The 13,111-nt window shown below is 43.7% G+C and carries 14 protein-coding genes; 6 read left to right on the plus strand and 8 right to left on the minus strand.

All coding sequences use genetic code 11. From position 1 onward, the window contains the following. Window positions 1–4 precede the first annotated feature (4 nt). The 3 genes from JOD21_RS10645 to JOD21_RS10655 all read right to left on the minus strand — a co-directional run bounded on the left by JOD21_RS10645 (window position 5) and on the right by JOD21_RS10655 (window position 2,879). Window positions 5–895 (minus strand): ABC transporter permease subunit, encoded by an 891-nt coding sequence (locus JOD21_RS10645; protein WP_204729601.1) that lies wholly within the window; start codon window positions 893–895, stop codon window positions 5–7. Continuing rightward, complete coding sequence (locus tag JOD21_RS10650) at window positions 892–1,836, minus strand: ABC transporter permease subunit (protein ID WP_204729602.1); 945 nt, start codon at window positions 1,834–1,836, stop codon at window positions 892–894. The genes JOD21_RS10645 and JOD21_RS10650 overlap by 4 nt, the downstream gene beginning before the upstream one ends. Window positions 1,837–1,976: 140 nt before the next feature. Continuing rightward, window positions 1,977–2,879 (minus strand): M15 family metallopeptidase, encoded by a 903-nt coding sequence (locus JOD21_RS10655; RefSeq protein WP_239581543.1) that lies wholly within the window; start codon window positions 2,877–2,879, stop codon window positions 1,977–1,979. Window positions 2,880–3,250: 371 nt separating this feature from the next. Between JOD21_RS10655 and JOD21_RS10660 the strand changes: the two genes are divergently transcribed. From JOD21_RS10660 to JOD21_RS10670, 3 genes are all read left to right on the plus strand, one after another. Then, on the plus strand, window positions 3,251–3,667 hold the full coding sequence (locus JOD21_RS10660) for an organic hydroperoxide resistance protein (RefSeq protein WP_239581544.1): 417 nt from the start codon (window positions 3,251–3,253) through the stop codon (window positions 3,665–3,667). Between the two features lie 109 nt (window positions 3,668–3,776). Further along, window positions 3,777–4,916, plus strand: a complete 1,140-nt coding sequence (locus JOD21_RS10665) for an MFS transporter (protein ID WP_204729604.1) — start codon at window positions 3,777–3,779, stop codon at window positions 4,914–4,916. A 66-nt stretch (window positions 4,917–4,982) separates the two neighbouring features. Then, complete coding sequence (locus tag JOD21_RS10670) at window positions 4,983–5,156, plus strand: hypothetical protein (RefSeq protein WP_160289497.1); 174 nt, start codon at window positions 4,983–4,985, stop codon at window positions 5,154–5,156. Window positions 5,157–5,339: 183 nt separating this feature from the next. Here the strand turns inward: JOD21_RS10670 and JOD21_RS10675 are convergent, their stop codons facing one another. From JOD21_RS10675 to JOD21_RS10690, 4 genes are all read right to left on the minus strand, one after another. After that, the gene (locus tag JOD21_RS10675) at window positions 5,340–5,939 is read right to left on the minus strand and encodes a pyroglutamyl-peptidase I (RefSeq protein WP_204729605.1); all 600 of its coding nucleotides are present in this window, start codon (window positions 5,937–5,939) and stop codon (window positions 5,340–5,342) included. A 107-nt stretch (window positions 5,940–6,046) separates the two neighbouring features. Beyond that, window positions 6,047–6,322 (minus strand): DNA primase, encoded by a 276-nt coding sequence (locus JOD21_RS10680; RefSeq protein WP_204729606.1) that lies wholly within the window; start codon window positions 6,320–6,322, stop codon window positions 6,047–6,049. Window positions 6,323–6,441: 119 nt separating this feature from the next. Beyond that, a complete protein-coding gene (locus JOD21_RS10685; RefSeq protein ID WP_204729607.1) occupies window positions 6,442–7,182 on the minus strand; it encodes an SDR family NAD(P)-dependent oxidoreductase in 741 nt (246 codons plus the stop codon). Between the two features lie 10 nt (window positions 7,183–7,192). Then, a complete protein-coding gene (locus tag JOD21_RS10690) occupies window positions 7,193–8,092 on the minus strand; it encodes a diacylglycerol/lipid kinase family protein (protein ID WP_204729608.1) in 900 nt (299 codons plus the stop codon). 126 nt (window positions 8,093–8,218) lie between these two features. On the opposite strand from JOD21_RS10690, the gene JOD21_RS10695 reads away from it, so the two are divergent. After that, on the plus strand, window positions 8,219–9,031 hold the full coding sequence (locus tag JOD21_RS10695) for a DUF368 domain-containing protein (protein WP_204729609.1): 813 nt from the start codon (window positions 8,219–8,221) through the stop codon (window positions 9,029–9,031). A 338-nt stretch (window positions 9,032–9,369) separates the two neighbouring features. Then, a complete protein-coding gene (locus tag JOD21_RS10700; protein ID WP_204729610.1) occupies window positions 9,370–9,696 on the plus strand; it encodes a DUF4870 domain-containing protein in 327 nt (108 codons plus the stop codon). Window positions 9,697–9,699: 3 nt separating this feature from the next. Here JOD21_RS10700 and JOD21_RS10705 read toward each other — a convergent pair whose 3' ends face one another. Then, on the minus strand, window positions 9,700–10,323 hold the full coding sequence (locus JOD21_RS10705) for an FMN-dependent NADH-azoreductase (protein WP_204729611.1): 624 nt from the start codon (window positions 10,321–10,323) through the stop codon (window positions 9,700–9,702). A 219-nt stretch (window positions 10,324–10,542) separates the two neighbouring features. Here JOD21_RS10705 and pulA point away from each other — a divergent pair, with 219 nt between their 5' ends. Further along, on the plus strand, window positions 10,543–13,077 hold the full coding sequence (pulA, locus tag JOD21_RS10710; protein ID WP_204729612.1) for a type I pullulanase: 2,535 nt from the start codon (window positions 10,543–10,545) through the stop codon (window positions 13,075–13,077). The last annotated feature ends 34 nt before the right edge of the window (window positions 13,078–13,111 follow it).

A 13,111-nucleotide genomic window follows, 5' to 3' on the forward strand; every position in this document is an offset into this window, starting at 1 on the left:
CCTTTTAACTGGATTGATGATATTTGTTCTGATAATATTTCCTGATCCCACTGCTTAACAGATAAAATGTCACCATTGTAAATGTGATGATCCCTACTGTCGACAATACCACCCATTCAGCTGTAAAAACATCACGATGAATATTTTGCAGCAGCGTCGGCCAGATAAATGAATTATTGACCGTCTCAACGCCACCGCCTCTGATCGACCAGAATGCATTTTGTAAATAGACTCCGATAATCGCGAACTGGGCGATTAAAAATAACGTCCGACCCATATCACTGATAAAGTTTGTGACAATCGTCAGCCGCAAATCCGGCCAGAAGTAGTTTTTAAACAGTGTCCACTGAGAACAGCCTGATACGATCCCCGCTTCAAAAAAAGATTTCTTCGCGCTGTAATCCATTGACGTTTTAATCATATCTCCTGTCCGCCCTACTTCAACCGCTGCGATAATGACAATCATCCAGATCTGCCTGTGTTCAGAAAATACCACAAATGGCAGTCCGGCGAAGAAAATCACAATAAAAATAGATGGCATAAAAGAGAAAAGCTGACTCCATATTGAAAGAACCGCTCTGATCGTTTTGAAATAATAACTGCCGATACCAAGCACGGCCGACACTGCGAATCTGATAAGAACAATCGCAAGTATAACAAGCAGTGTTTCTTGCGCTCCTGCAACAATCAGACTCAGTATATCTCTGCCTTCTCTGTCAGAACCAAGCGGATCTTCTGCTGAAGGAGGAAATGGCGGCACTTCGATTCCTTCGTCAGTAAAACGTACGCCTTCCTGCGAAATGCTATTGTCTATTACAGGTAACAGCGGTCCTAAAAAAGTAAGGACCAGCAGAAAAGCCATCATGAGTCCGCCAATCGTTAAATGCTTATTCATCCGTTTCCACCCCTTTCATGAGGCAGAAGAAACCCTCTTGCCACCTGACTGATCAAACCGGCCAGTAAAATTAATATTGTAAAGAAAAAAGCAAACGCAGCAATCGCTCCAGTATTCAGCAACAGTGAATCCGGTCCATTTATGACATTGGAAACTGCAATATATTCCTTGAAGTAATAAGCCGCTCCCCTGTAGTTTGTAAAATATTCAATGACAAACAGATTTGACAGCAGGTACAGCACAATCGTGTTTGTATGTACAAAGATCTTCGCAAGCCCGTTTCTCAGCATATGTATATAAAGAAGTTTAAATGATGAACTCCCTTTCGCCCTTGCTGTTCTGATATAGTCGGCACCATTTTCATCACTAAGTGCAGAAAACGTAATATTAGCAAGATAAAACATCGGAAAAATAGAAAGATAAATCACATTGAGCACAATTGCTTCCGGGTTGCCCGCTCCGTAAAGGCTCAGTCCTGTAATGATGCCTTTCATATTCAAGTACATTAAAATCATTTGAATAAAGATGATAAAAACTATATCCGGAACCGAAAGACCAATCCACGTCGTCTGCAGTCCTGCAAACTTTCTTTTTCCATGACGGGTTTTAAAATCAAATACACCTTTTGCGACCCCAGTAAAAATACTGATGAAAAACGCCGGTATGATCAGCCAGAGACTGCGCTGCATCATGTCCCAGGCATGACTGATAAACGGTCTGTTATAGCTGTCAGTGCCAAACCCTTCCCCATTGATCAAAGGTGTAAAAAACTCTTTAATACTTTCTGCATGTGCTGCTATAGAATATTGATAGTGCGCAGCTTCGAACTCTCCAGAAGGACCTGATTGAATCTCCACTTCCCGCGGGAGTAATAATAAAATCATTAGTACGCTAAATGCTGCTAGCCACTGTAACAGCAATTTCAAAATCCTCGTCCCCATTTCACCCTCCATTATTTGACTGTTCTGAATAGTAGTATAACTGATATTTTTGTTTAGGGAAACTAAGAGAATACAAAAAAAGCTGAACAGCATTTCTGCTATTCAGCCTCATTTCGGATTTCCCGGGAAATATTTCCGCATTAAATGCCAAGATATTCTTCGAGCGTCTGTCCGCTTTTATACACTTTTCCGGCAAGATCCTTTCCAATGTAACGGAAATGCCATGATTCATATTGGTATCCTGTAATATGCTCTTTTCCTGCAGGATAACGCAGAATAAAACCAAATTTATGCGCATTTTCTGCAAGCCATTTTGCTTCCGGTGTATCTTTGAAGCTATCGCTAGCCCAGTGCTCTTCCTGACCTTCTGCACCAATATCAAAACCAAGTCCTGTCTGGTGCTCAGAATATCCCGGCCTTGCACTGAATCTGTCAGCCTCTTCCTGCCCATGCTGTGCAACGTAGTTGTTATACAGGTCTGTCTGGTAATCATATGACCGGTAAGTGCTGAATGCCACAAGACTGTATCCTGCTGCTGATGCTGCCTGCTGCATTTCGTTATAGGAAGCTCGGGCTTCCGGATCTTCTCCCGGTGCATAATCTGTCGGCAGCGGATATTCTTTATTCGCAATCAGAACACCATCTACATAAAGTGGTTCAGTCATTGTTTCAGGTGTTCGCTCTACAGGTTCTTCGGGTGTTTCAGTATCTTCTGCCGGTTCTTCTGTTTCATCAGGCACGTCTTCAGGTGCCTCTGTTTCATCCGGTATTTCTTCTTCAGAGGTCTCTGTTTCGTTTTGTGTTTTATTATCTTCTTGACGTGTCATTTCCTTAACATCTTCATCTATATTACGTTCTTCATGGCTGCTTTCAGTAATAGACTGTTCTTCACTGCTGCCAAACAATCCTTCTATTGCCTCTTCAGGCGACCAGTTATAGGCGCTGAGCGCACCAAGTGAAGCGCCGGCAAAGATCGTAACGCCAGCCCCAAGTGCAATCCACCATTTTGTTTTTTTCTTTTTTTGATTCTGTTCAAGTCGCATGATGTCCAAGTCCCTTTCCTGTTGCGTGTCTTCCATTCTTTCAGTTTATCAAAAATCTGCTGATCATTATAGCAATTCGCAGAATGTCCTTAATTGATAACCATGTTATAGTCCAATGTTATTTTAACTCAACTGGTGATTCTCGCTGCAGGGGACGACTCCAGCAGGAGAAGTCGGACAGGTGAGACCCCGCAGAGCGAAGCTCGAGGAGGCAGGATGGCGCCACAAAACGGCGCACCCATGCGGAAAGCGTTCCCCTGAAGCGGAAATCACCAGCCAGCTTCAACAGAGCAAAATGTTTAACTAATTGAATAAAAGTGAATCATACAAGAGAGTAAAATTTTTTAATAAATGAAATGGAGATGAGATTGATGGCAATTTTAACAAGCACTGCAACAGCGAAAAATGGCAGAAACGGACATGTAAAATCTTCAGACGATTTAATCCAGCTTGATCTTGCAATGCCTGGTGACGGTCAGGACCCGGAAGGCAAATCGAATCCCGAGCAGCTTTTTGCAGCCGGTTATTCAGCCTGCTTTGACGGGGCGTTTAATCTCATGGCTAAAAATGCAGGCAAAAAAGTAGAGTCAACAACAACTGCACATGTGAGTCTGAATAAAGATGAAAAAGATGATGGTGTAAAAATTTCTGTAAAACTCGAAGTTGAAGTCAGCGGCGTGTCTCAGGATGAAGCAGAAGACCTTCTGAAAAAAGCACACGACTTCTGCCCATACTCTAAAGCAACCCGCGGCAACATCGACGTCGACTTGAGCATTACAGCTGTATAATACGTAATGATTTTGAGGCTGAAACGATTATGTTTCAGCCTTTTTCTATGTGGAAATATGCTATACTAGCTCAGGACAAACTTTCATTTGTCAGATGGAGCGTGATGATATGAAAGCACAATCCTGGCTTTCAATTAACTTTTTTACTTTCTTCTTTACATGGGGAATTTTCCTGCCATATTGGACAGGCTGGCTTGTATATGAAAAAGACCTGACAGTAGCTGCTGCGAGTTCTATTATTGCTGCAGGCTTATTCGCACGGTCCTTTTCAACACTTTACTTATTTCCTGAACTGAGCAAACGTTTTTCACTGGCTTTTCTGATGAGAGCATTGCCAGTCATTTCAACATGTATTCTGCTGCTTTTTATTCCTGTCGATTCTTTTACTGGATTAATGATTGTCATGATTTTATTCAGCTTATTCTATCCGAATATCCTGCCGATGATGGAAAGTAATGCTTCACTTTTAATGCGTACTGACAATATTCATTATGGCAGAAGCCGGTCGTGGGGGTCTGTCGGTTATACTGTAGGACTGATCATTGTGGGGCTTGTGACTGCGATCTGGACGGAGTCAGCTATTTTTGCCGTGATGGCCGTCGGTTCTGTGATGATGATTGCAGGAGCATTTCAATATGCACCTGATGCACTTCAGGAAAAGGTTAGCCCAAAGCGCGGCAGCTATAAGGCTGTGTTTAAAACGCCAGGCTTTATGCTGGTCATTTCAATTTGTGTATTAATTCAGGGGGCACATGCTTCTTATTATAATTACGGGTTTATATATCTGCAGGAATTGAACGTATCTAATGCATACATAGGGTTCATCTTAAATATTGCGGTGCTTTCAGAAATCCTGTTTTTTGCTGTGGCAGACCGCTTTTTCAAGGATCGTCCTGCAGCTTTCATGTTTTTTATTGCTTCAATTGCAGCTGTGGTCCGCTGGGCACTTGTCGGGCTGTTCCCGTCACTGTGGATATTCCTGATCACACAGCTGTTTCATTCATTGACATTCGGGCTCGCACATTATGCATTTATCCGCTACCTCTACAGGTCAGTGGATAAACAGCTGATTCCGACTGCACAGGGTGTGTATGCGTCACTTGGAATGGGGCTTAGTGCTGCAGTTCTCACTCAGGTTGGAGGGCTGTTGTATGATATCGATTCCGGACTTGCTTTTACCGGGATGAGCATTGCCGTTATGCCGGCTATCCTGCTTTCGATAGTGATGCATCAAAAAAGAATTGCGTAATACCCCCGCAAAATAAAAAAGCTTCCGTATGTTTTAGTAAATCATAAACATATGGAGGCTTTTTCTATGAGAAAAGAATCTTCTTTTAATAAAGATCATGTACTTTCACTAATTGATTCGATTGACCGGCTGACGGCTGCACGTAAAAGAGATCGCGCTGCACTTCTTGCGTCTCTTGATGAGCTTGAAGAGAAGCTTGCGATGTGTGATGCGCGTATCCGTAACATTAAAGATGCTTAAGCTTTGAACCGGCTCACTGCGCTTCGGGCGGACGCTTTCCGCAGGGCCGGCGCTAAGCCTCCTCGGACTTCGTCCTGCGGGGTCTTAGCTAACCGGCTTCTCCTGCTGGAGTCGCCACCCTACGCTCCGTTCGCCTCAGACCATCTCTCACAAGTTAATTTCATTTTAATTGTCCAACAATACCTATAACTTCTCAATACACAGCCTGATTGCTGTTTTGAGATCTTGCTCTGACCAGCTTGGGAGTCTTTTGGAGGCTGTGGCCATGTCGTGGGAGGCGGGGATGTGGATGAAGCCTGAAGGGATATCTCTGCCTTCCTGCTGCAGATGCCACAGCATGCGGTACATGACATGGTTGCAAAGGTAAGTCCCGGCAGAGTTCGATATGCTTGCCGGCAGTCCATTGTCATGTAAATGATCAACCATTGAACGGATCGGCAGCTTTGTGAATAGTCCATCAGGTCCTTCTTCTGCAATTTTTTCTCCTAAAGGTGTGTAGCCGTTGTTATCTTTTTCTCCTTCATTACAATTAATTGCAATACGTTCAGGTGTAATGTGAGTACGTCCTCCTGCAAGACCGAGTGACATCACAGCGTCAGGTTTTACATCGTGATAATATTGAATGATCTGATCCCCTGATTTCGCAAAGTCCACTTCCAGTATCCGTCCTTCAATTTTCCATCCATTGATGACCTCACCATCTAATTCTTTTACGATTTCCATTGTCGGGTTCTTTTTGAAATGTAAAAATGGCTCAAAGCCGGTTAACAATAGTGTTTTCATAAAATGTACACCTCTTTTTGTTCAGCTTACCATTTTATTTCGGATGACGAAAGAGCGTATATAAAAAACTGCCCGCTAAGCTGGCAGGGCAGTTCCATTTTTTACTATTAAGATTCAGTATCTTCTTCGGTGTCATCTTCCATCTCATCTGTTTCTTCTTCCATTTCGTCACCGGTATCTTCCATTCCGTCTTCCATGTCTTCACCAGTGTCTTCCATGTCCTCTTCCATGTTTTCATCAGTGTTCTCGTCCATCGGTGCTTCTTCTTCCTCCATGCCTGGTTCTGCCGGGTCCATCTCTTCTTCATCGCCTCCACATGCTGCGAGTACACTCAGACTCAACATTCCGGCTGCTCCAACCTGCATCCATTTTTTAAGATTCATCTTCAACATTCCCTTCAGGATTGTAAGTATTTTGTTCAATACTTATTGTTACCCGGATTATGAGAATAATAACAATTAAAACACATTACATTTCCATTAAGTAACATTTCGTTCAGATGTCACTTTGTTGAAGGGAGATAATCATTCACGTGATAAAGCTTTCCGTTTATCAAATCCTCTTCCATTAGTACCTTCACAAGAACACCGCCAACTTCATCAGGTGTGCGCAGCTTTCCCTGTTCTTTATATGCCTGAAAAGTTTTAACAGCTGCAAAAGACGATGCATCTGTTGATCTGATTTCCTCCTGCATACCTGTGTCCATAATGCTCGGGCTGTACGATATGATGGTGTGGCCCTGATCTCCCTGTTCCAGCGCAGCAGTCTCTGTGAAAAGGTTTAGTGCAGCCTTCGTACTGCCATATACACTCCAGCCGTGATTCGGCTTATCCGCCGCTCCTGAAGTGATATTGACAATCACGAGCTCAAACCCATGTTCATCTGCCAGCTTAAATGCAAGGTTTGCCCAGGCTGCAGGCGCTGTATAGTTCAGTGTTATCGCCGTTTCAATCGCTGATGGGTCCATATTGCCGACTGTCTCCATCGGCTGAACAGTTCCGGCATTTTGAATCAGATACAGCTTTGTAAGGTCCTTCTGTTCTTCAACCCATGTTCTCAGGAAACGCAGTGAATCTGAAAGTGATGTCATGTCTGTCTGGTTATGATGATAGCGTTTATTCCCCTTCATCGCTTCATTCCCTGATCTAGATACATCTGTCACATCGGTATCACGGTCAATCAAATGACTGACAATCGCTGCGCCAAGTCCTTTTGATCCGCCTGTTACAATTGCTTTAATCATTTTTTTCCTCCTATTCATTCTCTGTTTCAACAGGACATAGTATCGGAATATGTCTGCTTAATACTTCTACAGTCAGTGGCACATGGGCTCCCTCATCGCCGTCAACATTTGATATCAGATCTGTATCTGAATTAACATGTACTTCTTTTGCTTTAAAATATTCTACATTTTCATCTTCTTCGAGCTCACCCTTAAGTAAAGCGGTCATAATGCTGATCAACTTAAATAGTGGAACATCCTTAATGACAAAGCAATGCAGATGTCCATCATTCACTTCTGCATCCGGTGCAAGCTTTTCAAAACCGCCGACAGAGTTAGTCAATGCCATTAAAAATAGCAGTGCATTACCTTCCCACTTGACCCCGTCGTATGTAATATCCGCTGCAAACGGTTCTTTTTCTTTGATGGTTTTGAAGCCTTCAATCATATAAGCAAGCGGTCCAAGCTTTGTTTTCTGTTCTACTGAGACACCAAACGTTGCTTCTGCGATCCCGCCGAGTGCGATGATATTCATAAAGTATTTATCATTGATCCGGCCGATATCCACCCGTTTTGTTTCTGCTGTTTTGAGCTGCTGAATGGCTTCTTCCGGGTCCATTGAAATATTTAATGCCCTTGCAAAGTCATTCACTGTGCCTAAAGGTACAATACCAAGGGACGGCTGGTAATCCTGTCCAACAAGCCCTGTAATCGTTTCATTCAGCGTACCGTCACCACCCATGGATACGACTGTATCATACTGTTCCTGGCATGCCTGTTCAGCAAAACGGGTTGCGTCATCTTCTTTCTCTGTTTCTTTTAACGTTACTTCATAGTCCATTTCTTTTAGTACAGTCAGGACAGATTCTTTATGATCAAGCGCCTCTTCCTTGCCTGAAGAGGGATTTAAAATTAACATAGCTTTCTTCATTTTTTTAACCTCCCTAAAATGTGAACGTTTTCTCTATATCTTTCCTTTTTTCAGCCATGACGAAACCGTTTTGTTCACGTATAATGAAGATTGTTGATTTTACCAACTCAAAAGGAGCATGTATATATGTTTGACTGGAGAAATATATTCCGCGGTATGGCGATGGGCGCAAGTGATGTTGTGCCGGGCGTCAGCGGTGGTACGATCGCTGTCCTGCTCGGTATTTATGATCAGTTTATCAATGCTTTAAGCGGCATTACGACGAGAGAATGGAAGAAACATCTGCCATTTCTGATCATGCTTGGTGCAGGGATGGGGATCTCAATTATAGCGCTCAGTAACCTAATTGAGTGGCTGCTTGAAGTTCACCCTCAACCTACTTATTTCTTTTTTATCGGGCTGATTGGCGGAATCCTGCCTTATCTGCTGAGAGAATCGAATGCAAAGGAAAACTTTAAAGCAAAGCATATCGCAATGCTGCTGGTTGGCGCAGTCATTGTATTGATGATCGGCTTTTCGAACCCTTCAGAGGAGGGTGCGATTATTACGGAATTAACCGCAGGCAATATGGCGCTTCTTTTCGGGGCTGGTATCCTTGCAAGTTCTGCAATGATGCTCCCTGGTATCAGCGGGTCTTTTCTATTGCTTGTGCTTGGCGTCTATAATACTGCAATTGCCGCGATCAGTAACTTTAATCTGCCCGTGATTGCGCTGGTTGGAGCGGGTGTTGCTTTTGGCTTTATTTTCACAAGTAAGCTGATCCGTTTTTTAATGAACCGTTACCCGGTGATGATGTATGCATTTATTATCGGTCTTGTATTCGGCTCACTGTTTGTGGTGTATCCAGGACTGGCATTGTCGGCTGCTAACGTCATCATGTGTGCAGTTACACTTGCTGCAGGCTTTTATGCGGCAGTATTACTTGGCAGAAGCAGTTAATATGATGAAGTCTGAGGCAGATATGTCTCAGACTTTTTTATTGGGTTATAGTATGCTCTCATGGTGTACACTCTTGAGCTATGAAGAACTGACGGGTTGGACCAATGTAAGTGCAGCGGAGCGTAAGACGGTGACTCCAACGGGATAAAACGGACAGGTGAGACCCCGAGAAGGTCTGATGGGGTCAAAAAACGGCCCATCCACGTGGAAAGCATCCGCCTGAAGCGCAGCGAAACGATTCTAAAGTAGCAACCCCATTCGAAGTCATCCTCTTTTGAAACTTATTCTCTCCGGGTACGTATATAATCATAAGAAGACTTTTAAAGGGGGACCTGGTTATGCATTCGTCAGAAGATCGTCTCGTTGCTGCACTGATGTATTTCACCAGCACTGTAACGTTTATTGTCGGACCGCTGATTCTATGGCTGATCAAAAGAGATGCCCCCTTTGTCAGGGAGCACGGTTATGTTTATTTGAACTTTGCTGTCAGCTACTTTTTGTACCAGGCATTTGCGGGATTCTTTTATTTCATCGGCATCGGCTGGGTGATTAACTCAGTGCTGACTGTATTGTGGATTGTGTTTGCCATCATTGCCGGAATATACGCATTAAAAGGTGATGTATTCAAGATTCCGCTTGTCATCCGTTTTTTCACGCCTGACTGATCACTATTCTAGTCTCGCAAGCTTCTGGGCCAGTTCTCTTGCTTCCGCTTTTGATTCTTCAAGAATCTTATCTGCCATATCAGGGTACTGGCTCATCCCTTCACAAATGACTGAATCGTATTCCTTAATGCCAAGAAAGCGCATCACTTCCCGTAAATAATCTTCAGAGAAATTTAATCCTGTTCCTTTATACACCCCGCCGACAGATTCGATATGAACAGCGCGTTTGCCTTCAATTAATCCTTCCTGTCCACTTGCGGTATAACGGAATGTTTTTCCCGGAATACATAACGAATCAATATATGTCTTCACTCTTGGCGGGAATAACAGGTTCCAAAACGGTGTGACAAATACATATAGATCAGCAGCTAAAAACTGATCAAGTACATCATCCATTCTTTTTACTTTCTCTTTCTCGATTTCAGTAAATGCTTCCCCTGTACGATGTTTACCCCATGATCCTAATACATCCTCGTCAATCTCCTGCAGGTCCATTTCATACAGATGAGCATATTCAACTTCCACACCCTGCTCAGCTTTTTTTATTTCTTCTATAAATGTATCAGCAATTTCTTCACTGACAGATTTTTTTGTTCGCGGGTTTGCATTAATATAAAGTACTTTCATCTCTATTCCTCCCTTTAATTTACTATGGTCTTCTTCTATTTTAAGCGATATACGGAATGTTGCCACTTTTCTGCACTCATCCGGCATGAATTCAGACTATTTGATGAGAAAGGGGGTATACAGATTTTACACATGAAGATGTCCTCCTGCTGATTCTGACGTATAATAGTCGTAACACAATGAATTTTCCGGCACTCCATAGAGAAGGGTCTGATCAGCATGGTAAAAATAGAGTCTTTTGAAAAGCAGCCTCCAATTCTGAAAGAAGTCACGGTAACACTTCATTACCATCGCTATGATAACGATTACGACGGATGGAATCTTTGGGTATGGCTTGAAGGTGAACCTGGCCGTATGGTTGAGTTCTCTCAGGAAGACAGCTATGGCAAAGTCGCAGTCTTCACACTGCAGAGTCCTGATGAAATCAAACGCGTCGGTTTTATTATAAGAAAAAGTACAGCTGAAGATGACTGGGCGGGTAAGCGTTTTGATGACCGCTTTATTACTTCATTCGACCGCTCCGGAAAAGCTGAAGTCTGGCTGATGCAGGGAATGGAGCGCATCTATGAACGGGTGAACGATGTAACCGTTTTTCCAGGGATCATTAGTGCCAAAATTGATAAATGGGATGAGATCACTGTCCTGACGAATCTTTCTTTTGACTGGAAGCACGACAACCTTCAAGTGTCACTTGATGGGGCTGAAATCAAAAAGATTCGTGCTGAAAAAGATCATGCAGGATCCGACCTTGCAAACAGGCTTGTGATCAAGACGAAGAACCGTCTGTCACTAACCAAAAAATATCAGGTGAATATTTCTCATTTCGGGTATTGCGAAGTCACTTTTGGTGATATTATGCGGACCAAAAAGTTTGATCAGTTATTCAATTATGACGGCTTTCTTGGAGCCGATTATTCGCCGGAACAGACATTTTTCAGCGTATGGTCTCCTCCCGCTCAGGAAGTTGAAGTAAAAATTTTCATGAATGATCAGATTCATTTATATAACATGCAGCAGGCCAATTGCGGCGCCTGGCATCTGAATCTCCCCGGTGACTGGGACGGCGCACAGTACCTGTACCGTGTGAGAATCGGAAAAGAGTGGCGCGAAACGCAGGATCCCTATGCGAAAGCTGTCAGCGTGAACGGGATGCGCAGTGCTGTCATTAATATGAAAAAAACGAGACCTTTATCATGGAAAAAATCAGCAAGAACACTCTCCTCTCCTGTTGATGCAGTGATCTATGAACTGCATATCCGCGATGCAACGATTCACCCTGACAGCGGGACTTTTAACAAGGGCAAGTATCTTGGATTAGCTGAAGAGGGCACAACAACCACGCACGGATTCTCTACAGGTCTGGATTATCTGGCTGAGCTTGGTGTCACCCATATTCAACTGCTCCCATTCTTTGATTACTGGACAGTGGATGAGACAAAGCTTGACCAGCCGCAGTATAACTGGGGCTATGACCCGAAGCATTTCAATGCGCCGGAAGGATCGTACTCTACAGATCCTCATAACCCTGCCCTGCGGATAAAGGAGCTGAAGACACTGATTCAGGCCATTCATGACCGCGGGATGAGCGTAATTATGGATGTTGTCTATAACCACGTGTATGATGTCAGCCGCTCGCCTTTCCATCAGCTTGTGCCGGGTTATTATTTCCGTTATGCGAAGAATGGCAAGCTCTCAAACGGGACCGGAGTAGGAAATGATACGGCATCCGAACGCGCGATGATGCGACGGTTTATCGTGGATTCACTTGTCTACTGGGCGACTGAGTATCAGATTGACGGATTTAGATTTGACCTGATGGGCATACATGATGTTGAGACGATGATTGCTGCCAGAAAAGCACTCGATCAGGTCAGTCCTTCCATCATCATGCTCGGAGAAGGATGGGATTTGCAGACGGCGCTTCCTGACCACCTGAAAGCAAACCAGCATCAGGCCGGTCAGATGAAAGGGATTGCCCATTTTAATGATGCACTGCGCGATCATTTAAAAGGGAATACTTTTTCAAAGCAGGATAACGGATTTATCAACGGCAGAATTGGTATGAGACATCACCTGCTTCAGGGTGTATCTGCAGGCATGAAAGTGCCTTATGACAGGAAGACATTCACTTCACCTGAACAGGTCGTCAATTATGCTGAAGCTCATGATAACCATACACTGTGGGATAAAATCAGCTTCACGTCACCAAATGCATCAATGAGCGATCATAAACGAATGCACCGCCTGGCAACGTCAATCGTTCTGCTGTCTCAGGGTATTCCGTTTCTTCATGCAGGCCAGGAATTTATGAGAACGAAATTCGGCGTTGAGAACAGCTACCGCTCACCTGACGATATTAATAAGCTTGATTGGCACCGCCGGGAGGAATTCAGTCAGACCGTTCAGTATGTCAAAGGACTGATTAAACTCAGAAAAGAACATCCGGCTTTCAGAATGCGGACAAAAGAAGAAGTAATCGAGCATATGCACTTTCATCCGACTGATGAAAGATTGATTGCCTATGATTTAATTGCAGATCATGGACCTTATGCGAAGTATACGGTTATACACAATGCTCATGGCTCCCCAATTAAATATCATCTTGATTCAGAAGGACCGTGGCATGTGTTGTCAGATGGCATTCAGGCTGACAGCAAGCCGCTCAGCGTGCTGAGGTCAGACCTGGTCAATGTCAGCCGTCACAGCACCTGTGTGCTCGCGCTTCCGTTTAGTTCAGTGGATATGAGGGAATAAATCTATTAACTGACAGGAGAAGGGTTGATGATTG

This window comes from Jeotgalibacillus terrae, assembly GCF_016908195.1.
In the GTDB taxonomy this organism is placed as follows: domain Bacteria; phylum Bacillota; class Bacilli; order Bacillales; family Jeotgalibacillaceae; genus Jeotgalibacillus; species Jeotgalibacillus terrae.

What these genes read in the sequence shown, in the direction of transcription:
- JOD21_RS10645 (WP_204729601.1), bottom strand. Translation starts at nt 895, where the DNA reads ATGAATAAGCATTTAACGATTGGCGGACTCATGATGGCTTTTCTGCTG.
- JOD21_RS10655 (WP_239581543.1), bottom strand. Translation starts at nt 2,879, where the DNA reads ATGCGACTTGAACAGAATCAAAAAAAGAAAAAAACAAAATGGTGGATT.
- JOD21_RS10670 (WP_160289497.1), top strand. Translation starts at nt 4,983, where the DNA reads ATGAGAAAAGAATCTTCTTTTAATAAAGATCATGTACTTTCACTAATT.
- JOD21_RS10675 (WP_204729605.1), bottom strand. Translation starts at nt 5,939, where the DNA reads ATGAAAACACTATTGTTAACCGGCTTTGAGCCATTTTTACATTTCAAA.
- JOD21_RS10705 (WP_204729611.1), bottom strand. Translation starts at nt 10,323, where the DNA reads ATGAAAGTACTTTATATTAATGCAAACCCGCGAACAAAAAAATCTGTC.
- pulA (WP_204729612.1), top strand. Translation starts at nt 10,543, where the DNA reads ATGGTAAAAATAGAGTCTTTTGAAAAGCAGCCTCCAATTCTGAAAGAA.
- JOD21_RS10660 (WP_239581544.1), top strand. Translation starts at nt 3,251, where the DNA reads ATGGCAATTTTAACAAGCACTGCAACAGCGAAAAATGGCAGAAACGGA.
- JOD21_RS10665 (WP_204729604.1), top strand. Translation starts at nt 3,777, where the DNA reads ATGAAAGCACAATCCTGGCTTTCAATTAACTTTTTTACTTTCTTCTTT.
- JOD21_RS10685 (WP_204729607.1), bottom strand. Translation starts at nt 7,182, where the DNA reads ATGATTAAAGCAATTGTAACAGGCGGATCAAAAGGACTTGGCGCAGCG.
- JOD21_RS10695 (WP_204729609.1), top strand. Translation starts at nt 8,219, where the DNA reads ATGTTTGACTGGAGAAATATATTCCGCGGTATGGCGATGGGCGCAAGT.
- JOD21_RS10700 (WP_204729610.1), top strand. Translation starts at nt 9,370, where the DNA reads ATGCATTCGTCAGAAGATCGTCTCGTTGCTGCACTGATGTATTTCACC.
- JOD21_RS10680 (WP_204729606.1), bottom strand. Translation starts at nt 6,322, where the DNA reads ATGAATCTTAAAAAATGGATGCAGGTTGGAGCAGCCGGAATGTTGAGT.
- JOD21_RS10690 (WP_204729608.1), bottom strand. Translation starts at nt 8,092, where the DNA reads ATGAAGAAAGCTATGTTAATTTTAAATCCCTCTTCAGGCAAGGAAGAG.
- JOD21_RS10650 (WP_204729602.1), bottom strand. Translation starts at nt 1,836, where the DNA reads ATGGGGACGAGGATTTTGAAATTGCTGTTACAGTGGCTAGCAGCATTT.